At 39.2% G+C, this 21,728-nt stretch carries 25 protein-coding genes; 15 read left to right on the plus strand and 10 right to left on the minus strand.

Features of this window, described 5'->3' with window-relative positions:
• The first annotated feature begins 91 nt into the window (after positions 1 to 91).
• Both AC1DDK_RS20340 and AC1DDK_RS20345 read left to right on the plus strand, forming a co-directional pair.
• Entirely contained in the window at positions 92 to 3,391 is a 3,300-nt protein-coding gene (locus AC1DDK_RS20340) for a glycosyl hydrolase (RefSeq protein WP_337717763.1), read from the plus strand.
• 91 nt (positions 3,392 to 3,482) lie between these two features.
• Complete coding sequence (locus AC1DDK_RS20345; RefSeq protein WP_288883036.1) at positions 3,483 to 4,094, plus strand: dihydrofolate reductase family protein; 612 nt, start codon at positions 3,483 to 3,485, stop codon at positions 4,092 to 4,094.
• Positions 4,095 to 4,096: 2 nt separating this feature from the next.
• Here the strand turns inward: AC1DDK_RS20345 and AC1DDK_RS20350 are convergent, their stop codons facing one another.
• Positions 4,097 to 4,456, minus strand: coding sequence for a hypothetical protein (locus AC1DDK_RS20350; protein WP_048905970.1), 360 nt, complete (start codon positions 4,454 to 4,456; stop codon positions 4,097 to 4,099).
• A 172-nt stretch (positions 4,457 to 4,628) separates the two neighbouring features.
• Here AC1DDK_RS20350 and AC1DDK_RS20355 point away from each other — a divergent pair, with 172 nt between their 5' ends.
• The 5 genes from AC1DDK_RS20355 to AC1DDK_RS20375 all read left to right on the plus strand — a co-directional run bounded on the left by AC1DDK_RS20355 (position 4,629) and on the right by AC1DDK_RS20375 (position 7,431).
• The gene (locus AC1DDK_RS20355) at positions 4,629 to 4,769 is read left to right on the plus strand and encodes a PLDc N-terminal domain-containing protein (RefSeq protein ID WP_477612361.1); all 141 of its coding nucleotides are present in this window, start codon (positions 4,629 to 4,631) and stop codon (positions 4,767 to 4,769) included.
• A 174-nt stretch (positions 4,770 to 4,943) separates the two neighbouring features.
• On the plus strand, positions 4,944 to 5,396 hold the full coding sequence (locus tag AC1DDK_RS20360; protein WP_048905968.1) for a hypothetical protein: 453 nt from the start codon (positions 4,944 to 4,946) through the stop codon (positions 5,394 to 5,396).
• 7 nt (positions 5,397 to 5,403) lie between these two features.
• The gene (locus AC1DDK_RS20365; protein WP_288883033.1) at positions 5,404 to 6,057 is read left to right on the plus strand and encodes a hypothetical protein; all 654 of its coding nucleotides are present in this window, start codon (positions 5,404 to 5,406) and stop codon (positions 6,055 to 6,057) included.
• Positions 6,045 to 6,821: a sensor histidine kinase gene (locus tag AC1DDK_RS20370; protein ID WP_294875256.1), complete on the plus strand. Its 777-nt coding sequence runs from the start codon at positions 6,045 to 6,047 to the stop codon at positions 6,819 to 6,821. The genes AC1DDK_RS20365 and AC1DDK_RS20370 overlap by 13 nt, the downstream gene beginning before the upstream one ends.
• The gene (locus AC1DDK_RS20375) at positions 6,814 to 7,431 is read left to right on the plus strand and encodes a response regulator transcription factor (protein ID WP_288883031.1); all 618 of its coding nucleotides are present in this window, start codon (positions 6,814 to 6,816) and stop codon (positions 7,429 to 7,431) included. Before AC1DDK_RS20370 ends, AC1DDK_RS20375 begins: the two co-directional genes overlap by 8 nt.
• Here AC1DDK_RS20375 and AC1DDK_RS20380 read toward each other — a convergent pair.
• On the minus strand, positions 7,428 to 7,922 hold the full coding sequence (locus AC1DDK_RS20380) for a GNAT family N-acetyltransferase (RefSeq protein WP_337717761.1): 495 nt from the start codon (positions 7,920 to 7,922) through the stop codon (positions 7,428 to 7,430). The genes AC1DDK_RS20375 and AC1DDK_RS20380 overlap by 4 nt on opposite strands.
• Before the next feature lie 3 nt (positions 7,923 to 7,925).
• Positions 7,926 to 8,360, minus strand: coding sequence for a MarR family winged helix-turn-helix transcriptional regulator (locus AC1DDK_RS20385; RefSeq protein ID WP_337717759.1), 435 nt, complete (start codon positions 8,358 to 8,360; stop codon positions 7,926 to 7,928).
• A 105-nt stretch (positions 8,361 to 8,465) separates the two neighbouring features.
• Between AC1DDK_RS20385 and AC1DDK_RS20390 the strand changes: the two genes are divergently transcribed.
• Both AC1DDK_RS20390 and AC1DDK_RS20395 read left to right on the plus strand, forming a co-directional pair.
• On the plus strand, positions 8,466 to 8,936 hold the full coding sequence (locus AC1DDK_RS20390) for an SRPBCC family protein (protein WP_288883027.1): 471 nt from the start codon (positions 8,466 to 8,468) through the stop codon (positions 8,934 to 8,936).
• A 144-nt stretch (positions 8,937 to 9,080) separates the two neighbouring features.
• A complete protein-coding gene (locus AC1DDK_RS20395; RefSeq protein ID WP_337717757.1) occupies positions 9,081 to 9,686 on the plus strand; it encodes a helix-turn-helix domain-containing protein in 606 nt (201 codons plus the stop codon).
• Between the two features lie 272 nt (positions 9,687 to 9,958).
• Here the strand turns inward: AC1DDK_RS20395 and AC1DDK_RS20400 are convergent, their stop codons facing one another.
• Positions 9,959 to 10,648: a hypothetical protein gene (locus AC1DDK_RS20400; RefSeq protein ID WP_337717756.1), complete on the minus strand. Its 690-nt coding sequence runs from the start codon at positions 10,646 to 10,648 to the stop codon at positions 9,959 to 9,961.
• Positions 10,649 to 10,658: 10 nt separating this feature from the next.
• Positions 10,659 to 11,297: a DUF4272 domain-containing protein gene (locus tag AC1DDK_RS20405; protein WP_337717754.1), complete on the minus strand. Its 639-nt coding sequence runs from the start codon at positions 11,295 to 11,297 to the stop codon at positions 10,659 to 10,661.
• A 110-nt stretch (positions 11,298 to 11,407) separates the two neighbouring features.
• Here AC1DDK_RS20405 and AC1DDK_RS20410 point away from each other — a divergent pair, with 110 nt between their 5' ends.
• Entirely contained in the window at positions 11,408 to 11,815 is a 408-nt protein-coding gene (locus AC1DDK_RS20410) for a hypothetical protein (protein ID WP_337717752.1), read from the plus strand.
• Between the two features lie 16 nt (positions 11,816 to 11,831).
• Here AC1DDK_RS20410 and AC1DDK_RS20415 read toward each other — a convergent pair whose 3' ends face one another.
• Positions 11,832 to 12,335 (minus strand): RICIN domain-containing protein, encoded by a 504-nt coding sequence (locus AC1DDK_RS20415; RefSeq protein WP_172662530.1) that lies wholly within the window; start codon positions 12,333 to 12,335, stop codon positions 11,832 to 11,834.
• A gap of 102 nt (positions 12,336 to 12,437) precedes the next feature.
• Here AC1DDK_RS20415 and AC1DDK_RS20420 point away from each other — a divergent pair, with 102 nt between their 5' ends.
• From AC1DDK_RS20420 to AC1DDK_RS20430, 3 genes are read left to right on the plus strand one after another with little or no spacing between them, the layout of a single operon-like run.
• Positions 12,438 to 12,935, plus strand: coding sequence for a hypothetical protein (locus AC1DDK_RS20420; RefSeq protein WP_337717750.1), 498 nt, complete (start codon positions 12,438 to 12,440; stop codon positions 12,933 to 12,935).
• Between the two features lie 56 nt (positions 12,936 to 12,991).
• Complete coding sequence (locus AC1DDK_RS20425) at positions 12,992 to 13,744, plus strand: suppressor of fused domain protein (RefSeq protein WP_337717748.1); 753 nt, start codon at positions 12,992 to 12,994, stop codon at positions 13,742 to 13,744.
• Positions 13,745 to 13,804: 60 nt separating this feature from the next.
• The gene (locus AC1DDK_RS20430) at positions 13,805 to 14,503 is read left to right on the plus strand and encodes a hypothetical protein (RefSeq protein ID WP_288883015.1); all 699 of its coding nucleotides are present in this window, start codon (positions 13,805 to 13,807) and stop codon (positions 14,501 to 14,503) included.
• Positions 14,504 to 14,518: 15 nt separating this feature from the next.
• On the opposite strand, the gene AC1DDK_RS20435 is transcribed toward AC1DDK_RS20430, so the two are convergent.
• Both AC1DDK_RS20435 and AC1DDK_RS20440 read right to left on the minus strand, forming a co-directional pair.
• A complete protein-coding gene (locus AC1DDK_RS20435; protein ID WP_337717746.1) occupies positions 14,519 to 16,891 on the minus strand; it encodes an ABC transporter permease in 2,373 nt (790 codons plus the stop codon).
• A gap of 165 nt (positions 16,892 to 17,056) precedes the next feature.
• Complete coding sequence (locus tag AC1DDK_RS20440) at positions 17,057 to 17,770, minus strand: SDR family oxidoreductase (RefSeq protein WP_337717744.1); 714 nt, start codon at positions 17,768 to 17,770, stop codon at positions 17,057 to 17,059.
• A gap of 123 nt (positions 17,771 to 17,893) precedes the next feature.
• On the opposite strand from AC1DDK_RS20440, the gene AC1DDK_RS20445 reads away from it, so the two are divergent.
• Positions 17,894 to 18,463: a Crp/Fnr family transcriptional regulator gene (locus AC1DDK_RS20445; protein ID WP_337717742.1), complete on the plus strand. Its 570-nt coding sequence runs from the start codon at positions 17,894 to 17,896 to the stop codon at positions 18,461 to 18,463.
• Positions 18,464 to 18,684: 221 nt separating this feature from the next.
• On the plus strand, positions 18,685 to 20,034 hold the full coding sequence (locus AC1DDK_RS20450; RefSeq protein ID WP_337717740.1) for a sensor histidine kinase: 1,350 nt from the start codon (positions 18,685 to 18,687) through the stop codon (positions 20,032 to 20,034).
• On the opposite strand, the gene AC1DDK_RS20455 is transcribed toward AC1DDK_RS20450, so the two are convergent.
• Positions 20,035 to 21,189 (minus strand): aminotransferase class V-fold PLP-dependent enzyme, encoded by a 1,155-nt coding sequence (locus tag AC1DDK_RS20455; protein WP_337717739.1) that lies wholly within the window; start codon positions 21,187 to 21,189, stop codon positions 20,035 to 20,037.
• 28 nt (positions 21,190 to 21,217) lie between these two features.
• Positions 21,218 to 21,559: a DUF3592 domain-containing protein gene (locus AC1DDK_RS20460; RefSeq protein WP_337717737.1), complete on the minus strand. Its 342-nt coding sequence runs from the start codon at positions 21,557 to 21,559 to the stop codon at positions 21,218 to 21,220.
• Between the last annotated feature and the right edge of the window lie 169 nt (positions 21,560 to 21,728).

The following is a 21,728-nucleotide window of genomic DNA, read 5'->3' on the forward strand; positions in this document are numbered from 1 at the left end:
AAATAGGCTTCACCCTGCTTTATTACGCTTACCGACAGTGCATGATGGTTATCAGGTAAATGTTCCCTAACTTGGTTTTGATTTAAACCAAATGTATAACAGACCAATCCTGACCACACAAAACGTGAAATATATTCTAGGAATCCTTCTTTCCATTACTTATTCAATTTCTGCAACCGCTCAATTGGCAAAGGTGCCCTTCGTGCCTTCACAACAAGAGATCAACCGTCCATTTGGCAAGCAAGATGAGTCCTCTTTTCTCAAACCCTCAAAAGTTTACTACCCAGAAACCTGGTTCCATTACATTGGCGGTAACGTATCAAAAGAAGGAATCACCAGGGATCTGGAAGCAATAGCAAGGTCCGGTATTTCCGGGATCCAGTTATTTCACGGGCAGTTTGGTGGTCAATGGCCAGGCGTTAGCCCACAAATTACCAGTCTTAGTGCCCATTGGGACGATGCAGTAAAGCATACCGCTCAGGAATGCCGCCGTTTGGGACTCAGGTTTTCTATGAACAACTGTCCGGGATGGGCCACTTCCGGAGGTCCATGGATTACACCTGCCAATGCAATGCGGAACCTGATCTGGAACCGAACTGATGTAGTTGGCGGCAAAACCATCAATCAGGTATTGCCAATACCAGAGCCAAGTACCGAGGAGTGGAGAGATTATAAAGACATTACCGTACTTGCTTTCCCAACACCTGTTGGAGATACCGGAAAGCCACTTATACCTCAATCTGTTAACAGCAATACCAGCTTTAAATGGGAACCCTATTTTGCGGGAGAAGCCAAAGATCCTATCCGCCTGGCACCGGCAGCACCTGCCAAACCTTATTGGGTAGAGGTCGAATTTCCAGATGCCACTGCACTTCGCAGTGTAGAATTTTCATGTGTTCAGGCCTTTAATCATGGTCAATCTTACGAGCCGGGGGTAGCAATAGCGATACAGGGAATTTTGGCCGACGGTAAAATAAAAGACATCCTGCGTGCAGAAATGCCACAGGCAAACTGGCAGGACGACCGCCCAATTACCTTCGCTTGCTCAGAACTTGCCGGCGTAAAAAAATACCGCATTTCTATTTCCAATAAATACGACATGGCGCTTAGTTCCCTTCGTCTGTTTTCTGCCGCACGCAAAAACAGCTGGGAATCGGAAGCCGCCTGGACATTAAGGAGCCTTGACCGTGCTGGTCAGAACCCTAAACAATCACCAGAAGCATTTGTTAAGCCCGATCAGATCCTTGATATTTCGGATAAGATGGCTGCCGACGGAAACTTAAACTGGCAGGCACCCAAAGGCAATTGGACAATCCTGCGCCTGGGTCATGTTAATTCCGGAAAGAGAAATGGACCGGCACCTGCCGAAGGAACCGGATGGGAAGCAAACAAGTTTTCCAAATCAGGCGCTGATGCACATTTTGCAGGTTACATAGGCCGACTTTCGGGCGCAAATGGACCACTCGCCGGAGGGCTGCTAAATGGTATGCTCATCGATAGCTGGGAATGTCATACTCAGAGCTGGACCCAGGATATGGAACCCGAATTTAAACGTGTTTCCAGTTATCAGCTTCGCAAATGGCTGCCTGCTTTATTTGGCTATGTGATTAAAGATCATGAAACCACTGCACGCTTTTTGACCGACTGGCGCAAAACCCTTAATGACCTGTTAACCAATAATTATTATGGTCGCATGTCCTCGCTGGCAAAAGAAAATGGATTATCCGTAACCTACGAAACCGGCCCCGGAGATGTAGTACCTGCCGATATCATGGAGTATTTCAAATTTGCAGATGTACCTATGTGCGAGTTCTGGCAACCCATGAGCGATGGATTTGTCGGCTCTATCAACTTCAAGCCAATCAAGCCAACGGCTTCTGCGGCAAGGATGTATGGGAAACCACGTGTAGCGGCAGAGTCGTTTACAAACATATCACTCAGCTGGGACGAACATCTGGATATGCTCAAAGAGGTCGCCAACATAAACAGTGTGCAAGGGGTTAGCCATTATGTATTTCATACTTACACACATAACCCACAAACTCCTTTTCTGGCTCCTGGCAGTTCATTTGGAGCAGGAATTGGTACGCCATTCTTAAGGGGACAAACCTGGTGGCAATATATGCCTGATTTCACAGATTACTTATCGAGGTGCACATATATGCTCGAAAGAGGCAAGCCAGTGTCTGATGTGCTGTGGTATCTTGGAGATGAAACCAATCATAAACCGGATCAGAATGCGGCTTTCCCGGAAGGATACAAATACGATTATTGTAACCCCGATGTGTTGTTGAACCGACTGAAAGTAGAAAATGGGATGGTAGTAACTCCGGAAGGCATTCGCTACCGGGTATTGTGGTTGCCGGATGCGCCACGTATGTTGCCTCAAACACTGGAAAAAATACAGTCGCTTGTACGTAATGGCGCAACGGTTGTGGGTAATGCACCTGAAGGACTTGCTACACTAACCGGTGGGGATGCAGCAAAACAACGTTTTAATGCTGCGGTAAAGGATCTGTGGGGTGGAGCTGGCAAAGGTTTAAGAAAGGTTGGTAAGGGACATGTTATTTCAGACATGACGATCGATCAGGCATTGATCACATTAAAGATCGCACCCGATGTAACCGGAGGGGATGCCTTATGGGCACACCGGAGTATCGAGGGGGCAGACTGGTATTTCGTGACTGCGCCAAAAGGCAAGGGATTTAGTGGTGAATTGAGTTTCCGGGCAAAAGGAGAGGTAGAACTGTGGGATCCGGTTACCGGCACTTCCAAACCTGCCGAAAGCCAGCCTAATGCTGATCGCACAACTGTTAAACTTAATCTGGCACAGGGAGGTTCATGCTTTGTGGTTTTCAGGAAAAAAGAAAGCACAGGAGTCGCAGTTAAATTTAAAGCAACCGAAGCAGTGGCTACCCTGCCGATCTCAGGATTATGGAAGCTCGCCTTCCCTACAGGATGGGGTGCTCCTGAAGCGCTTGAGATAACTGAACTAAAGCCTTGGAAGGACCTTGATATTTCAGCAGAAGGAAAAGCATTTTCGGGAACAGCAACCTATACAACCACATTCAATATAGATAAAACAGCACCTGACCTGGAGTATGTCCTCGATTTAGGGAAAGTTGATATGGCTGCGGTTGTAAGCTTAAATGGTAAAGAAGTTGGCAAATTATGGGCCGCACCGTATCGAATCAATTTAAAGGATTTCATTAAACAGGGACAAAATACGCTGAGTGTGCAGGTAACGAGCACCTGGTTCAATCGTCTGGCTTTTGATGCAGGGCAACCTGAAGACAAGCGTAAAACGTGGACTATAGCAGGGCCGGGCAAAGGTTCGGCTTTACGTGTATCGGGTCTACTGGGGCCTGTAAAACTTGATGTCCAAAAGTAAATTGTCACAAACACCCCTGTATTTTGTCCTTATCGTCCCTTATTGGCAATGACTATTCGCGTTAACTTTGTTTTAATCAAATGTGGATACCATGAGGAAAATAATTGCTTGTCTGTTTTTAACAATGGACGGGGTGATCCAATCACCAGGAAGTAGGGATGAAGATCCTAAGAATAACTTTAAATGGGGAGGATGGTCATTCCCTCACTGGGATGATATTATGAACCAGTCAATGGCTAAAATCACCGCTGAGCCTTATGATTTGCTATTGGGAAGACGTACATATGAAATTTTTGCTGCGTTTTGGCCACATCAACAAAATGATCCTACTTCTGAAACGTTTAACAAGGTTGAGAAATATGTAGTGGCTACCACTAAAGTGGACACCTCCTGGGTAAACACTTCTCTTATTACAGGTAATGTAGTACAGGAACTGGAAAAACTCAAAGCATCAGATGGCCCTGATTTGCTGATTTATGGAAGTGCCGGCCTGTGTCAGACTTTATTTGAACACCATCTGATTGATGTGCTGCATACCTGGACATTTCCTGTTACCTTAGGTAGCGGTCAGCGGCTTTTTGAAGAGGGTACGCAGCCAGAGCAGTGGAAGCTTGCAGATGCTATTGTGTCTTCTACGGGCGTCATCATGGCAAACTATTCTCCTGATGGGGATGTAAAAACAGGTTCTATGTCCGGTGGTTAGTGCTACAGCATATTGCCGTTAGCCACTAACTTGTATTTTAACGCGCCTTCAGCATACAGGTAGTATCCATCTTTTGCGCGCACTGTTTCAAATTCTCCAAAGGGTAATTTCAGATGCTTATTGTTAGCAGAATAACCTCCGGTAATAACATTGGCGGTCCATTTCTTTGAATCCTTAAATTCATAGATTTCAACTTTATCTGCACTAAATTGGCAAATCGTTTCCATATATTCATCATTGCCGATGGCAAGCCTAATCAAACGGAATTGTTTTCCTTCTAAAGAAACAGGGATGGGCTTGATACATCCTGCCAAAAAAATGCTGCAGAATGCAAAGTAGAGGAGCGTTTTTCTAAATGGCATAATACTAATGTACCAAATTATTAATCTTCTTAACAAAAGTTATTAGCCGCATATTTCGCGGTGATTGACTAAGCTAATTGCCGCAAATCTTACCGTCGCTAGAAAATTACTTTAAAACTGGTATATTAGAGATATGGGATACGCTCTACTATTTTTAATCCTGATTGGTTACATGATTTATGGCATTGTTAGTGTAATTAAGAACAAACAATTGAACCGTGCTGAAAAAACCGTGTGGATTATTATAATTGTTTTCTTACCTGTTTTAGGTGCGTCAATGTATTTAAGGGGTACTTTTGTGGCACGACATTGAGCCAAACACAAAATTCTTTCATTGAAAAAACTATATAAGATTCAGGGACAACTATCGAAACACGACAATAAATTAAGGTGCATTTATCACAATACCCCTAGAGAGGTATTGTTACAGTGGATAGGGAATATCAAATTTGACTATAACAATTAACAACCATATCTAATTATTAACATGGAAACTCAAACCAACTCACCACAAGTAGCTGCAAATTTAGATGTTTGCGAAACCTATCCACAGGATTTGATCAACGCAGGGAACCCCATTTCCGAAGCAAGGGCAAGAGAAAGCATCGGCTATTATCTTGCTGCCACAACCGGACCGAATGATCCTGAACATATTTTTGGTTTTGAATATGGACTGAACACACTCCGTACCTTTATGGAACAAATTGATGACTATAATAAAAACGCAGGAGAGAAAATCGTTGCTGTGCGAATTTATCATGCCGTATCGATTCGTCCTAATGATGCTTCCAAAACCCCTAGAAGAGATGAAATTTTAATACCGGTTCTTGAAAGTGGTAATGATTTGTATAAAGTGGCACCAATAGTTGGCCCCCCAATTATCGTTGGCGACACAAGACCATGCCCAAATCAATGTAAATTAACGCTCTTAACAGAATAAATCACTAATGCCGGATCTTAGAGACACTATTTTTTTTATCTCATCGATATCAGATGTCTCTGAGATCCTGCCTTTAACCGCATGGTTGTTTGTTGCTCAAAAAAAAATGCCTTACACGTTGCTGGGTATATTATTTCTTATCTCCTCGATATTAAAAATATACTCATTGATCACTGCAGAACTGCATATTAATAATATGCCGGTATTTCACCTGCTAGCTTTAGTAGAAATTGCGCTTGTTTATTGCTTTTACAACCAATTGATTTTTAGAAGAATTCATTGGCTGGGGTTAATCGCAATAACACTAGTAAACGTCTTAAATACACTTTTTTTACAGGATATCCATAGCTTCAATTCGCTTGCCTGGGCATTTAACATGATCTTGCTTATTGTGCTGGGACTAATGTACTTTTATAAGATCTATAATGACGACGATGACTATACACCCTTAAACGAAAGGCCAGCCTTTATCATTACCTCCGGTTGGTTAATTTATGCGTCCGGTGCACTTTTTACGTATTTGCTGGGCACAGAAATATTATCTGGCACACCTGATGGATTTTATAAGAATGCCTGGGTTTTTCAATGTATTTCAAATATTCTTAAAAATGTTATCATAGGGTATGGTTTCTGGTTAATTGGGAAAAAATGTCTAACCTGATCTATCTTCTGCTGGGCACATCATCAATGGTACTCATGATGGTGGCAATTATCTGGTTTGTTTTCGCATTCCAGCGAAAACTTGCGGCCAAAGCAAAAGCCTATAAAGAAATTGAAGAATTGATGCAAAAGCAGGAACTTAAGTCGGCATATGTGCTTATAGAGGCGCAGGAGCAGGAACGAAAGCGGATAGCTGCAGAATTACATGATAATGTAGGTAGTTTACTTGCTACCTTAAAGATTTACAGCGATTTATCGGTTACTCATGCTGATCCGGATTACATCAAAGAATTGAACGGAAAAATGAATGTAATAGCAGAGGATCTGGGTCTGGAAATCAGGAAACTTTCGCATAAACTAGACCTTAGGGCTTTGTCTGGCTTCGGATTAAAAGCTGCACTGCTACAACTCGCCGAAGCTATAAATGAATCAGGCAAGCTGAAGGTACTAGCAGTTATCGATATAGCAAGTCCACTGCCCGAAGAAATATCTTTGCAACTGTACAGGATCATTCAGGAACTATTTACGAATACCTTAAAACATGCCATGGCAAGTGAGGCGAGAATTGAAATTACGGTAATAGATCGTGATGTTACCTTGATTTATGAGGATAATGGAAAAGGCTTTGATATCAACGATCAGGCATCAATGGGAATGGGAATAAGCAATATCAAATCAAGAGTGAGCCACATTAACGGGAAACTCACTTTCGACTCTTTGTCTAATGGAATTACTTACATTATAGAAATCACAAACTATGGATGAGCTATTGATTTACATTGCAGATGATCATGCTATTTTTGTGGAGGGGCTTAGTGAAATACTAAAAGCGCAGCCTCATCTTAAAATCATAGGAACGGCAACTGATGGCCAGGAACTGGTTGAGTTAATGTTGCAGAGAAAGGCCGATTTGGTAATTCTGGATATAAATATGCCAAAGCTTAATGGAATTCAGTGTACAGAATGGATCAAAAAAAATAGCCCTAAAACAAAGGTGGTTATATTAACCATGTTTCCTGAAAAGTCATATATAGACCAATTGATTAAGGCAGGGGCCGATGGTTGTCTCTTAAAAAGCCGGGGAAGCAAGGATCTGTTAGAGGCCATAGAGCGGGTAATCGACAGTAAATCTTATTTTGATAGCATTACTGATTTTATTAATCCAATTGAGCATTTACCTTATCACATAAGTGAAAGGGAAATTGAAATTATACGCCTGGTTGTAAATGGGCTTACAAGTGCCGAAATAGCAGGTAAACTGTTCATTTCAGAACATACAGTAAAAACTCATCGAAAAAACATCTTCAGAAAAATGGGTATCAATAGCACAGGTCAGCTGGCTACATTTGCTATCAATAACGGGCTGATTGCTTAAAAAGCCAGGTCGTAACGTTGTTCAACAAGCGGTTTGCCAAAATCATTTGAAGGCTTTTCTTCTGTTAACCTAAACCCAAATTTTTTGTAAAGGTGATGAGCTGCCGGTAAATGATCAGTTGTCCACAAATAGGCATGTTTATATTTACGTTCTTTTGCAAAATCCATAAAAAGCTGCATAAGTGTGTTGCCCAGGCCCAATCCCCGACATTCAGGCTCAAAATAGAAATAGCGCAACTGGGCGGTACCGTTTTCACGGTGCATCAATAGCATAAAACCTACTATCTTATGCCCCTGTTCGCATATCCATGCCCGATCGAGCTCGGGATCATGATTTTTATAAAATTCGTGCAAGCCTGCACCAACGTAAGATTCAAAGTTTACGCCATAATTGTACTCTTCACCATATATCTTGCCATGCCTGTACATTACATATCCCAGATCACCTGGTCTTATTTCTGTGCGGATGGTAATGTCCTGTGTCTTTTCCATTTCTTATTTACTAATTTTTGAAAGAATATTTTGGATGGCCTCCATGTGCGAGATCAGTTTATTAACCTCTTGATCATTAAGATTTTCCATGATGTCTGCAATTTGATTGTCACTGGCCTTATTGAGTTTTTCATACTCCTTTGCACCTGTAGCCGACAATGCAATCAGTTGCACTCTGGCATCTGCATGATCTGATGTTTTTTCTATCAGGCCTTTTTTCTCAAAGCTTAGCAATACCCTGCTTAAATAGCTTTTGTCCATGTCTAGTAGCTCAGTGATTGTTTTGGCATTGATTTTTTTAGCGTGATAGATCTCATACATTACCCTTACTTCTGGTAGTGTAAATTTGCTGTCAAGTAGGAATTTGTCAAGCAAGCCAATCACTTTGGTATAAAACCTATTAAAAGCCCTGATTTTATCTACATCATGTTTATCCATAAACAAAAATAATAATTATGGTTGACAAAGTCAACTAATTTAAAGTCATTTTCTTTATGATTAGATTATGGGGTGAAACCACTGAAACATTTCCTTTATTTGTATATGCCAATTATCAGAATAGAAACTTTCATAAATGCTGATCGGGCAACGGTCTTTGATCTTGCCAGAAGCATCGATCTTCATCAAATTTCAACGGTACATACCAATGAAAGAGCTGTTGCAGGAAAGATGTCGGGGCTCATTGAATTAAATGAATCGGTGACATGGGAAGCCAGGCATTTTGGGATTGTACAGAGATTGAGTTCTAAAATAACTGAAATGAAATCTCCTGATTATTTTGTGGATGAAATGGTTTTCGGAGCTTTTAAGTCATTTAGGCACGAGCATATTTTTGAAGCAAGTGGAGCAGGCACATTGATGACAGATGTTTTTAATTATGTTTCTCCGCTTGGAGTTCTGGGGAAACTGGCAAATGTGCTTTTTCTTAACCGATATGTAACAGATTTGCTGGTTCAAAGGAATAAAGTATTAAAGGAATATGGCGAAAGACAACAGGGGCTTTTTAACTTTTAATTATCGTGTAGATTTAGTGTTATTTAGAGCTTTTAGAGGTAAACAAAGGCTATTAGACATGTATGACGTAAATATGTCGTAAACAAGTCGCAAAACAATTTCGGCCTTAGTAATACCTTTGTCATGTACATAAAACGTTCTAAAATGAAAAATATAGACTTAGCAAAAAAGATTAAAGAACTACGCAGTCGCAAAGGCATGAGTCAGGAAGAGCTGGCTGAAAAATCTCAACTTAGCCTAAGAACAATTCAACGAATTGAGGGAGGAGAGACTGAAGCAAGAGGGGATACCTTACAACGTTTGGCAAAGGCTTTAAATGTAACTCCTGATGAATTGATAGATTGGACAGAAAGTGAGGATCGCGGTTTTCTGGTGGTGCTAAATTTATCTGCACTTAGTTTTATAGCTTTTCCAATACTGGGAATAGTAGTGCCATTGGCACTGTGGATGCTCAAAAAAGACAAAATTAAATACATAAATGAGACTGGTAAAAGGCTATTGAACTTTCAAATATCCTGGTGCATTTTAGTTATGTTCTTCTCTATTTTTCCGATTGTTACCCAAATCTTTCATATTGGCGGCTCAATAGTTAGGGGATTTCAGATTTTTAATTTAGGCGCTATGGAATCATTTATACTGATGGTGCCCATACTGTATGTTGTTAATCTGGTTTTCATCATTGTAAACACGATAAGAAGTTACAATACCAGAAAAGTATTCTATCAGCCAGCTATTCCTTTTTTAAGATAAAAGTTTAAATTGCAATCTTTATACCTATTTTATGGATCCTAACGAACTCAAAAAACTAGACAGAATACCAACAAGCGACAGGCACTGGGTATTTCGCACTCCTTTTTACGGAATTATTATGTTTATCATCGTGTTAGTCTTGATGTTTATTAAAAATTGGCTAACCGAGTAGCACACTTAACGCAATGAAAAAAATATCCGTCCTTTTTATTTTAGTCATGCTTTCAATCTCATTTGCTCAAGCTTTGTAGATTGAACCAAATCTTATAATGTCACACAGACCTACTAGATATCCTGCCTTCGATTTTGCTGCTTGATGAAAATTTCTCTTCGCAATAGCCATTAATAAGGTGCATTTCCAGACTCTCAATTAGGTCATCAGAAAGAATTTTATTGGCATATTCAATTATATGAATGCTACCAGATTTACATAAATAAAATGCAATCTTTTCATCTGCATCACAAAAGTAAATAAACTCAGGAGCCCGTGCATCACAGCGTTCTATCCAAAATATAATTTCAATAAAGGTGGGTAGGTCAATCAGGCTAATTTTAAAAGCTTCATCATATTCTAAATCCTTTGTTATCGCATTAAATTTCTGAGTGGCTTTTTGGAAAGGAGGATACTTATTGTCTGAATTTCCAACGAAACTTAGTTTCAGGTCTGAGATAACAATCAAATCGCTCACATTTAGTTTGATCAACAAACTTGTAAGCTTTTCAGATAGTGCAATTGTAAATGTAGTGATATCGGTATGATCAAAAGAAATAATGCTATAATAGCTTCTTATGTCATGAGGTGGAATGTCTATTGCGTCGTGCATTTCCATATACCACTTACCGTCATCACCATCTTCAAATAGAGGATCATCATCAAGCATGGACTTCTGAATTTCAACTATCTTCGAGGTTATTATTTTATAAGTATCAAAAACGAGTTTTCGGGTTATTAACTCTATCATTTTTTTGGTTTTAGGTGTCAGTTACCACATCGTCCCAGTCATCGTTGTAATAGGTAAGCCAATTTAATGCATAGTGGCGCTCTTGAATAATTCCAGCATCGAAATTTAAAGCATCCAAATTATTTAATTCGGCGTTTCGCACTGCCCAATGCATTCTATAGGTTAAATCAAGGAGATCAAGTATTTCTGGAATTGGACGTAGCAATGCAGCGTCGATAAATTCTTTGGGATCTGTCATGAGATCAGGTAGCAAACTAAGCCATTCGGATACCTGTGTTTCTTCAACGGGCATTTCCAGTTTGTCAACCTTGCCAATCGCCCATAATAAAGTAAGCATGGCTTCTGACTGCCAAGAAATGTTTATCCGGTCCTGTTCAGTTAATTCGTATTTAAAAAACTGTTTTTCTTTATCTGAGATACTCTTATGAAGATTTTGTTCTTTTAGAAAATCAATAACTTCTTGTTTAGAATCAGGTTCATCAACAACATAATTAAGGTAATCTAAGATTAAGATTCTGCGAGCTACTTCTTGTGCAGTTCTCAACTTAACTTCATGTTCCTCATCAATTAAGGGCAATTGTTCAAGTATTGGAACCCCTAGTGATTTTAATAGCTTTTCTGTTTTGAATTTCCTGTCTAATGCTGTCATGGGTATAGCTTAATTTAAAAGCCTGCCTTTGGATATTGAGGAGTTCTAATATATTGATTTATCCACAAATTGCTATTAGAAAATATCTACTTATCTTTAAGAAAACCAAATTGAATATTCTGGGACAGGTTATTAAGTTAATTAATTATAGTTCCGAAGGCAAATTGCTATACTCTGAATCATTTAAATATGATGAACAGAAAGTATTGTTAAAATTTACCCATACTGTACCTGATTCAACTAATAAGAGCTATCAGGCTATTTATTCTTCAGATGTTAAAGGAAAGCGTTTGAGCGAGCGGGTATATGCACCCAATGGTTACATACTTTATACGAGTAAATTCGCATATGATTCTGAAAATCAGTTAATGGAGGAGGTGAGCTATAATTATAGCGGTGCTTTTGACTTTAAAAAGAACTTCAAATATGTTTATGATAAAACAGGCAACTGGACTTCATTGGTTAACAAGAATAAGACCAGCTCTTACCTTACTATCAGGGAAATTCAGTATAATTAACTCTCTGGTTATTGTTTTACATCGTTGGATTTTGCAGATAAATGCTCCATTGCTGTATTGGTGAATCCTTTTTCTTTGCTAATACAATGGCTGAGTTGGTGCCCCCTTCAGGATCGACAGGGGTAAGGTATAAATCGGTAGCTTTCAATCTGATCAGGTAGATGTCTTTTTTCACTTTAATAAACTCATATTGCTGATTCTTGGCATCTGCAACAAGAGGCTGTTCCTCCATAACCACAGCATCCTTTGCTTCGCCGAGTGGCTGAAAAGTCTTTTTGGTAAACAGATTTTTGAGCTGATAAGTATTTTCCCCGGTATTTTGAAAATCCCAGGTCATGCATTTCCAGTTTTGAGGATCATAGGCAACCAAGGGAGTTCCGTTTTTGCCACTGGCATCCTTAACGCGAAGCAACATTCCTGTTTTAACATTCTTGATGGCGTAAGTGCCTTTTATTTCCTGTGCGTACGATGCACAGGTAAATAGAAATATCAGATAAAAGATAGATGTGATAAGCTTCATATCAAGTTATTTACATTATAAATGTACTTATTATTTTACCTTTAACCAGTAGCGTTTTACACCTTGCCATCGTTTTAGTGTAAAAACCAAATTAACAGCTTTATGAAAAAATTTCTATTCGTTTGCGCGATACTATTTATCGCTAATCTAGGATGCAAAAAAAATAATATTGGTGGGGGTGGGCTATGCGCCTGTTCACCTATAACCGAACCTGAATTAAAATTGGTTATAAAAAGCAGCACAGGTGCTGACCTGCTAAATGACAAAATCGAGGGGGCATACTCGAAAGATGAAATTAAAGTATTCCAAAAATCGGGAGATGGAACCGAGACTCCCGTTAACTTTAGTATCAGACCTCCATTTTCTTATGGCGAAGAAAAGTTCAATTTCAATTCGCTATTCGTAGGACTTAATTTTTTAAGAAACTCAAAAGACACCAAGATTCTTCTAAAGCTTGGTGATAGCAAACCCTATGAACTTAGTTTTGCATTAAATGAAGGTATGTATGATATCAATAAGCTATTGATTGATGACAAAGAGGCTGAAAGTGACAATGGAACCGTTAGTAAGTACCTTAGAATATTTTATTTAACGGAGTAGTTGTAGCACTTCCTTTTATCGAAAAAAACAATAAATTGCATTAAACTTTTTCTTGTATGAGCGATGAAATAACTTCGGGTGGTAGCAATGTCCACAGATATGAGAATCATATTCCTAAAGGATTTGAGCCGGCAATCGGAGATGGAGATAACATTGATGCCATTTCAAATCATATTGAAAAGCATGTAGGCAAGATCGAGTCCGTATTTCACGAAATTGTATCCGATAAAGTGCATATAGACGTTCACTGGGTTAAACCGACTGAACACCGCCCGTATCATACATTGGTTACAAGTGGAATGAGTGATAAGCCTATGAACGTTCCCGAAGAAGCTGATAATTTGCAATACGCTGAACTTTGCGTATTACTACCTTCCAGTTGGAAAATTAACGCTGAATCTTACGCACTTATGGAAGAAATATTTAGTGATGAGAACAATTATTGGCCAGTTAGGTGGTTGAAGAGTATTGCCCGATTTCCACATGAATATGACACATGGATAGGGCCATATCATACCATTCCAAATGGGGAAAAAGCCGAACCATTTTCAGAGAATACTAAACTGGGTTGTATGTTTGTTTTCCCATCAAATAATCTTCCTTCTGAGTTTACTCAGCTGGAAATTAGCGAAAATAAGGTGATAAACTTTTACTCACTGTACCCAATTTACAAAGAAGAGATGAATTACAAACTTAATAAAGGATCTGATGCACTATTAGATAAATTTCGAGAATTTAGGGTTAGTACCGTTATTGATGTTAATCGAATAAATACTTGTGCAAGGAAGAAATTTCTTGGGCTTTGGTAATGTGTGCTCCCTTGTCATACCGAATTTATTTAATTAGAATAGGTCTCATATTCCACTAATATGAACAAACACCCGGATACAAATTACAATAGATTTGAAGAGATTGACAGCGAAGATCTTGAGGATATATTGATGCAAATCGAACATTCATTTGAAATTAAGTTTGATCATGATGACTTTCTCAAAGTAACCACATATGGCGAAATGTGTGATGTGATTTTCTCTAAAGTTGAGTTAGCCAATAATAACGGATGTACAAGCCAACAGGCATTTTATAAGCTGAGAATGGCAATAGCCGATACATTTTCCATTGATAGTGGAATTATAAAGTCAGATACCTTAATCGAAAACATTGTACCGAGAAAAAACAGGATTAGGATGATAAAGGAACTGAAGCGTAATCTGGGTATTAATCTCAAGATTTTATCTCCGCCTCTCTGGTTTATAATAGCCGATATCGTTTTATTTTTATTAGGATTATGCGCTTTCTTTTTCAGCTGGAAAATCGCTGTTGTTATTATTGTAATATCGGTGCTGGGATTTATAATAGGTGATGTATTTGGTAAAGAAATTGATTTTGAAACCGTTCGTGATCTTGTAAAGGAGATGATCCATAAACACTATTTAAAATCCCGAAGGGATAAACTCACAGTCAATAAGGAAGAAATGCAGCAGATTTTAGACGACATTTTAATTGAAACTTTCTATCTTGAAAGGTCATCTCTTGTAAGAGATGTAAAGTTTGGTTGGATTAAATAAATTAATGGAATGCCATCACTCATACTTAAGCGCCTCAACAGGGTTCGCTTTTGCAGCCCTGTAGGCCTGGAAACTTACCGTCAAAAATGCAATGATTGCTGTTCCTGCTATTGATATTAACACAATTGATAAAGATATGGTGGTTCTGAACTCAAAATTAGTGAGCCACTTGTTCATCAGGTAATAAGCCAAAGGTACGCCAATACAAGCCGCTACAAATACCATTTTAAGGAAGGAGAGCGAAAGAAGGCTCATAATACTTCCAACAGAGGCACCCAAAACTCTACGTACGCCAAACTCTTTTGTCCGCTGTTCGGCGCTGTAAGCCACTAGTCCGTAAAGGCCCATGCACGAGATTAATATGGCAATGCCACCAAACAAGTTGGCCAGGATGCCCAGAATCTTTTCCGACTGCAGCTTTGCATTATACAAATCATTCACAAACTTAATTTCAACAGGGTAGCTCGGATTTATACTTTTGGCAACCGCGGAGATCAGCTCTACGTTTTTACTCAAACTATTGGCCGGATTTAACCGCATGTTAATGGTACCTCCCTGACTTTTGCTGAAATTGATAACCATTGGTCGTCCTGAGTGATAGGGCGAATCCCATAAAAAATCTTTGAACACGCCAATTACCTTTAGTTTGTTGTCAAAAAGCGTTACCATCTTGCCAATCGGATCTTTTAACTTCATCATTTTTACCGCGGTGCTGCTTAGCATAATAGCAGCAGAGTCAGATGCAAACTCCTTAGAGAAATCGCGTCCGGCTAGCATTTGCACACCGCTTGTTTTTACGAGGTCATATTGCGTTTCCAGGCGGTTAAATACAATTTCCTCACCCTGTTTCTCCATTCCAGGCCATTTAAATCCGTAAAACCAATTGCTCACGTGGGTCATACTACGCGATGCCTGGTTTACCGCAGTAACCGCACCTGTCTTTAAAATCTGCTCTTTGAACAACTCAAATTTTCCATGTAATTCTCCATTTTGAGGCATCTCTGCCAGTAAATTGATATTGTAACCTACGGGTCTGCCCTTTATAAACTGTATTTGCTTATAAATAACCAGGGTGGCAATGATCAGCATAATGGCAAAGCAAAACTGTGTTACCACAAGTACCTGCCTCAGGTTTATCGGAATGAGTCTTGCCCTTGCCGTCTTCTTTTTTAAAGTCTGAATAGGATTGAAGGAAGAAAGGAATACCGCGGGATAAATGCCCGCCAAAACACCTGTTAGCATTGCTACCGACAATATGCCCAGCCAATAGCCTGCATTCGTGTATTCGATTATGATTTCCAGGCCAAGCAGATTATTGAACATTGGTAGGGTAGCCTCAACAATAGCTACCGCAATAAGCACCGCAACAGCAGTAAGCACCATCGCTTCAGTAAGGAATTGTGTAACTAATGAACCTCTGGTTGCACCGATCGTTTTTTTAATGCCCACTTCTTTGGCCCTGCGTTCCGATTTAGCCGTGGCCATGTTCATAAAATTGATACAGGCGATCAGCAAAATGCCAAAGGCCAGTGCAATAAACAGATAAATGCGTTCAATGTCGCCACCTACACTCTTGCCGTTTAAAAATTCACCATGCAAATGTAAATCTGAAAAAGGGAATAGGAAGTTTTCATTTCTTTGGTCTGTATAGGTTTCATTGAATAGTTTTTTGACCTTGGAATTAATCAGATCAAGCTTAGCTCCGTTATTAACCTTTGCAATAGCAAGGAAACTGAAATTTCCCCAGCCTGGGTTTCGGGCCTCGCCATCTATATTTTCATAAAAAGACCATGGCATCAAATAATCAAACCTGAGCGAAGTGTTGGCTGGCTGATCCTTAATCACGCCCGTCACCCTCATGTCAGTATTATTTGCATACTTTACCGTTTTGTCTAATACATCAGTAGTGCCAAATAACAACTTCGCAGTACTTTCACTTAGTATTACAGCATTTGGTGTATTTAGTGCAGTATTCGGATTGCCGGCTATAAATTCATAATTAAATATTTTCAATATCTCCGGATCAGCAAAGAGATCAACTTTTCTAAAGCCGTTTTCCTTATTGGCAATTAGCGTTTCATTGCCACCAGCAATTCGGGTAATGATATCTACTTCGGGAATTTTGTTTCTTATGGCCATTGCAATCCCGTTGCCAGGTGATGTTCCTGTGCTTGTGATCTTACCGGATGCATCCTGGAAATTGGTCATCACCTGATAGATTTTATCTGCATCTTTAAATTGACGGTCGAACTTCATCTCGTAATTCACGTATAACAGCAATAGGAGGCAGGCTGACAATCCGACTGCCAGTCCAATGATATTAATCAACGAAGAGGTTTTGTTTCTCCAGAGGTTACGCAAAGCGATTTTTAAATTGAGCTTGAACATGGTAGTATTGATCTATCAATTAAATACAATTGATCTGCAATTTACCAAGTTTGTGCCAAGAGTTGATGTATGTTTCAATTTGCTGTAAAACAGTGTTTTAATTATAGTTTGATAATAAAACCGTTCATTATCGAACTACAGGTGTACAGTGTCGGACAGTTCATTTTAAACCAACACCGCTCCGCCATCAATGACCAGTGATTGCCCTGTAGCAAAAGATTGCTTCATCAGATACACAAAACCTCTGGCAATATCCTCAGCTTCACCAACCCGCTTTAGCAATAATGTACTCTCCAGATACTTGTAAAACCCATCACGGTCGGCGTCACTCAGGTTATTCCATAAATTGGTTTTGATTACACCAGCGGCAATATTGTTTACTCTTATTGGCGCCAGTTCAACTGCCATCGCGCGGGTAAAAGCATCCATGGCACCGCAAATAGTTGCACCAAGGCTATATCCTTTACTTGGCCGCTGGCCGAAATTGCCACTCATTAAGGTAATCGAGCCACCTTCATTAATATGATCTTTCCCGTATTTGATTGCTGCAAAGGCGCCCCAAAAACGTATGATGAAAAAATCCTTTCCTTGGTCAATATCGGTGTCATCCACCATACTCATTGTAATGTTTTCGCCTGCCGTATATACCAGGTGATCAAAGTTGCCCGTTTGCTTAAAGAAATCCTGAATGTTTTGCTCATTCGAAAGATCTAATGCATAACCCTCGCTTCCTTGTGGTAATTGCGTTAACGCCTGATCTATCCTTGTTTGGTTGCTCGATACAATAACCACATTTGCACCTTCAGCAGTTGCAGCTTTCGCAGTTGCTAATCCTAAACCCGAACTGCCACCTAAAATGATCACTTTTTTATTCTCCATGTTGTTGTTTTTATGGATACAAAGATCCACAACGCTTAAAATCCTGCACTTACCAAATGGTAAAAAGCACCGCACAGAAAACATTCTAAGGAAAACATTAATTTAGCAGATATTCCTTAACCCATGGAAACTCTCATTGCCTTCTTTCGCTCATTCAAAACCATTACAGATGATGAAGCTGCTATAATTTGCTCGCATTTTCAGGACAAAGATTTCAAAGAAGGGGAGTACCTTTTCAGCGAAGGCAAAGTATGTAAAACACTTTTCTTTATTGATACTGGCATTTTAAGGATAGTTACCACCAACCAAAAGGGTACCGATGTTACTTATTACTTTATTGATGACAAGCAATTCTGTACCATATTGCAAAGTTTTAACGAGGAAACAATTGCCAGCGAAGGCATCCAGGCATGCTGCGATACCCATGTTTTAGCTATTAGCAAAAAGAAATTGCTGGAACTATATCAAAAACTGCCATTGATGGCTGATCTCATTAATGAGATTCATCAGCAGCGAATGCTGGAAAAAATCCGCCTCAAAAATGCTTATTCAGGACACGATGCGGTTGAAAGGTATCAGGTGTTTTTGTCAGAACAACCTCAAATCGCATACCGCGTTCCACTCAATTACATAGCATCTTATTTGAATGTTACACCACAATCTTTGAGCAGAATCAGAAGAAAGCTGGCCTAATCCATTTACCTCACTCATACTTCAGCGCATCAACAGGGTTTGCCTTTACAGCCATGTAGGCTTGAAAACCGATCATGAGAAAAGCTATGATTGCTGTTTCTGTCATAGATGTCTTTTTTATGTTAAAAAAGAGATATGCTTTTACTGTTTTTAGGTCCAATATTTTGATTATAGCCAAATATTAGAATCTTTGTGGAGATGAGAAAATATAAAGACACATAATGAGTATAGCAAGAAAAATAACACTCCTTTTCGCTATTTTATCCGCAATTATCATTTCTTTATTGAGCGGTTTTGTCTGGTATTTTGCTAACGATTTTGCTTTTGAAGATTTTTATAAAAGACTAGAAGCCAGAGTTAACATCGCTGCGGAAATTAGAGTTGCCGAAGATAAAAACGACAACATGTATGCAAAAGTCCGTAATCAATATTTAGAGCGTTTACCGGATGAAAAAGAATTTGTTATTGAGAAAGGTGACTTCAATAATGTAAAATTAGACGTCGAATTGCCATCTAGTTTTTACGAAAAAATTAAGAAACTCAAAGTGGCCCGTTATCGTAAAGAAAATCATTTTTATGTTGGAAAATATTTTACTGGTAATCAACAAGATCGTATTATTATTGTTTCGGCCAATGATCCCTTTGGATTTAGAGAACTAAAGGATCTGCAGAAAACACTAATCGCTGGTTTTTTTCTATCTATAATAATGTCCTTTATAGTTGGTTGGAAATTCTCCAACTACATGCTTAATCCCTTAAGAAAGATTATTAAAAGCGTAAAGAAAATAAAAGCAGAAAACCTACACTTAAGGCTTGATGTATACGGTACTGATGAAATGGCTCAACTCTCACAAACCTTTAACAATATGTTGAACAGGTTAGAGACAGCTTTCGAAACACAGAACAATTTTATCAGCAATGCTTCACACGAGCTAAGAACACCGCTAACTATTATTAGTGGGGAGGTTGAACTTGCAATGAAATCAGACGCTGATGGTCAGGATCGCTATTTGGCCCTTGCCAAAATAAAAGACGAATCGGATCGACTGGAGCATATCCTTACAAGTTTGTTAGGGTTGGCTCAAACCGGCTTCAATGGTAAAAACCACCCCTGGGAACTGGTAAGAATTGATGAATTGCTTTGGGATATCAAACGCACAGTTAACCAGGTGCATCCCGAAAGTAAAATTGAAATCGATTTTAGTAACCTGCCAGCCGAGGAAGACCAGATAACGATAAAAGCAAATATTAATTTACTTAAGCTAGCTATAGCAAACATAGTAAGCAATGCCTGCAAATATTCTAACAATAAACCCGTATTGGTAACATTAGAAAGTAAGGCAAACGTATTGTCAATTGCTGTAAAAGATCACGGAATTGGTATACCCGCTGGTGATGTACAGCATATTTTTGAACCTTTTTATAGAGCGTCAAATACATCGGAGTTTAAGGGATATGGGATTGGCCTGCCACTATCCTTAAATATAATCCGCCTGCACCGCGGGAGCATCGCAATCAGCTCAATAGAAAATATTGCAACAGAAATTAAAGTCCTGCTTCCCGTTAATTAGCTAGAATTCACTTAATAGCTTTGTCAGCTTATTTCGGTCTTGCTTGCTCATGGCAGGGTAGGCAGGCAGATAAACAAGATTGTCTAGCATTAGGTCTTCAGCGTTAGCAACTGTGGAGGGGGCGCTGTACTTTACTAAGCTCGATGCTTTTTGCGAAGCATCAAAACCATTACTACGCAGGTAGGAGATAAGTCGTAACGGATCGTTTGACTCAACAGGCAGTACCCAATAAGTATGTTTTGTATTTAGTGTCCCGATTTTGTAATCGTTAGGGATGTGCGGTAAAATATCATTGGCCAGCTGTATTCTTGTAGCAATATCATGCTGTTTAAAGTTGTCCAGCTTTTTCTGTAATAGTTTTATGTTTGGCAAGCAGGGGCGACAACGAATTTGCTTAAAAATATCATCACCAGGGAATCCCTTGGTAAAGCCAGCTAATACCTCTTCAAAATCTTTTCCGCCTGCCTTTGCAAGGCCGGTGTAAATGGCTCTAGTAGTAAGGAGTTTTACCAGTGCGGCTTTAAATAGCTTTTTTAGAAAACTTGAGGTGTCCTGTTTATGGTATTGCTCATTTCTAGTTGAAACGTTGGCATGTAAAGCTGGATCTTTGATGTTGATTATTGCACCACGGATAGCCGTATTTGTTTTAATGAGGCCAAAACTAAACATTACCACATCAGACTCGGGGTTACCTTTATATAAATTACCGGCGTAGGCCTGGGCACAGTCTTCAAATACAATCAGCTTGTATTTCCTGGCAATGGCAATTAACTCATCAGTGTCCATAATTGCACCAAAAAGGTGCGTGATCAGTATGGCTTTTGTGCTTGGCGTTATTGCAGATTCCAGCTCTGCAGGCGATATATTTAATGTTTGCTTATTTACGGGCAAAGGAATAGCGGTTAGATTATGGCCAGCTATAATCTTAAACATGTCCGGAATGTTGATGTCCGTTACTAAAATTTCAGAACCTGCCGGAAAATCTAATGCATTTAGAACCAGATCAAAACCGGTACGTACAGAAAGGCAGATCAATTTTTTGTCGTTCTTTCCAGCGATGTCTGTTTTTTGAGGTCTAAAATAATCAGCAAAACAATAGTAGATGCCAATAAATAGATCTTTATTGCTGATGTATAGTTTGCCTCGGGGTATCATGCCCACAATATACTTATAGTTATTCCTACTACTGCACAATCTGAAGTATTCCCGGATGCTCAGCTGATATCCGAAGTTTCAGATTATCTCCTTCATTGAATCTTTGGTTTTCGTCATCTATTTTTTGTACAAAGTTTTCATTATCTAAAGCATAGCGAACTACCATATAGTGGTTGTATAACAAAGAGGATTCCGACGACCGCACCAATAATACTTTTCCATCTACTATTTTACCATGATTTTCCAATTGTCGCGCATAATAGAGTTTCTGTAACTGCAGAACTCCTAATGCACTAAATCTAACGGCTACAAGCAAAAGAAAACCAAAAAGAGTTCTAATTAGCAGGTTGCTTGTTTCAAGCCACATCATTTGTATAATGATAAGACAATTTCCAACAACCAACAGCAACATAAAAGCTACAGACTCTTTGTTGTAATAATGCAATTGAAAAATACCAATATAAATGCAAAAAAGAATTATCGAGCTAAGTACTAAAGTCCAAATGACTTTACTTTTTGACCGGGGGTGTAGCCGTATA

The organism is Pedobacter sp. 05T44 (assembly GCF_056395985.1).

Coding starts and splice junctions, on each gene's coding strand:
- AC1DDK_RS20340 (WP_337717763.1), top strand. CDS start 92: ATGTATAACAGACCAATCCTGACCACACAAAACGTGAAATATATTCTA.
- AC1DDK_RS20345 (WP_288883036.1), top strand. CDS start 3,483: ATGAGGAAAATAATTGCTTGTCTGTTTTTAACAATGGACGGGGTGATC.
- AC1DDK_RS20350 (WP_048905970.1), bottom strand. CDS start 4,456: ATGCCATTTAGAAAAACGCTCCTCTACTTTGCATTCTGCAGCATTTTT.
- AC1DDK_RS20355 (WP_477612361.1), top strand. CDS start 4,629: ATGATTTATGGCATTGTTAGTGTAATTAAGAACAAACAATTGAACCGT.
- AC1DDK_RS20360 (WP_048905968.1), top strand. CDS start 4,944: ATGGAAACTCAAACCAACTCACCACAAGTAGCTGCAAATTTAGATGTT.
- AC1DDK_RS20365 (WP_288883033.1), top strand. CDS start 5,404: ATGCCGGATCTTAGAGACACTATTTTTTTTATCTCATCGATATCAGAT.
- AC1DDK_RS20370 (WP_294875256.1), top strand. CDS start 6,045: ATGTCTAACCTGATCTATCTTCTGCTGGGCACATCATCAATGGTACTC.
- AC1DDK_RS20375 (WP_288883031.1), top strand. CDS start 6,814: ATGGATGAGCTATTGATTTACATTGCAGATGATCATGCTATTTTTGTG.
- AC1DDK_RS20380 (WP_337717761.1), bottom strand. CDS start 7,922: ATGGAAAAGACACAGGACATTACCATCCGCACAGAAATAAGACCAGGT.
- AC1DDK_RS20385 (WP_337717759.1), bottom strand. CDS start 8,360: ATGGATAAACATGATGTAGATAAAATCAGGGCTTTTAATAGGTTTTAT.
- AC1DDK_RS20390 (WP_288883027.1), top strand. CDS start 8,466: ATGCCAATTATCAGAATAGAAACTTTCATAAATGCTGATCGGGCAACG.
- AC1DDK_RS20395 (WP_337717757.1), top strand. CDS start 9,081: ATGAAAAATATAGACTTAGCAAAAAAGATTAAAGAACTACGCAGTCGC.
- AC1DDK_RS20400 (WP_337717756.1), bottom strand. CDS start 10,648: ATGATAGAGTTAATAACCCGAAAACTCGTTTTTGATACTTATAAAATA.
- AC1DDK_RS20405 (WP_337717754.1), bottom strand. CDS start 11,297: ATGACAGCATTAGACAGGAAATTCAAAACAGAAAAGCTATTAAAATCA.
- AC1DDK_RS20415 (WP_172662530.1), bottom strand. CDS start 12,335: ATGAAGCTTATCACATCTATCTTTTATCTGATATTTCTATTTACCTGT.
- AC1DDK_RS20420 (WP_337717750.1), top strand. CDS start 12,438: ATGAAAAAATTTCTATTCGTTTGCGCGATACTATTTATCGCTAATCTA.
- AC1DDK_RS20425 (WP_337717748.1), top strand. CDS start 12,992: ATGAGCGATGAAATAACTTCGGGTGGTAGCAATGTCCACAGATATGAG.
- AC1DDK_RS20430 (WP_288883015.1), top strand. CDS start 13,805: ATGAACAAACACCCGGATACAAATTACAATAGATTTGAAGAGATTGAC.
- AC1DDK_RS20435 (WP_337717746.1), bottom strand. CDS start 16,891: ATGTTCAAGCTCAATTTAAAAATCGCTTTGCGTAACCTCTGGAGAAAC.
- AC1DDK_RS20440 (WP_337717744.1), bottom strand. CDS start 17,770: ATGGAGAATAAAAAAGTGATCATTTTAGGTGGCAGTTCGGGTTTAGGA.
- AC1DDK_RS20445 (WP_337717742.1), top strand. CDS start 17,894: ATGGAAACTCTCATTGCCTTCTTTCGCTCATTCAAAACCATTACAGAT.
- AC1DDK_RS20450 (WP_337717740.1), top strand. CDS start 18,685: ATGAGTATAGCAAGAAAAATAACACTCCTTTTCGCTATTTTATCCGCA.
- AC1DDK_RS20455 (WP_337717739.1), bottom strand. CDS start 21,189: ATGATACCCCGAGGCAAACTATACATCAGCAATAAAGATCTATTTATT.
- AC1DDK_RS20460 (WP_337717737.1), bottom strand. CDS start 21,559: ATGATGTGGCTTGAAACAAGCAACCTGCTAATTAGAACTCTTTTTGGT.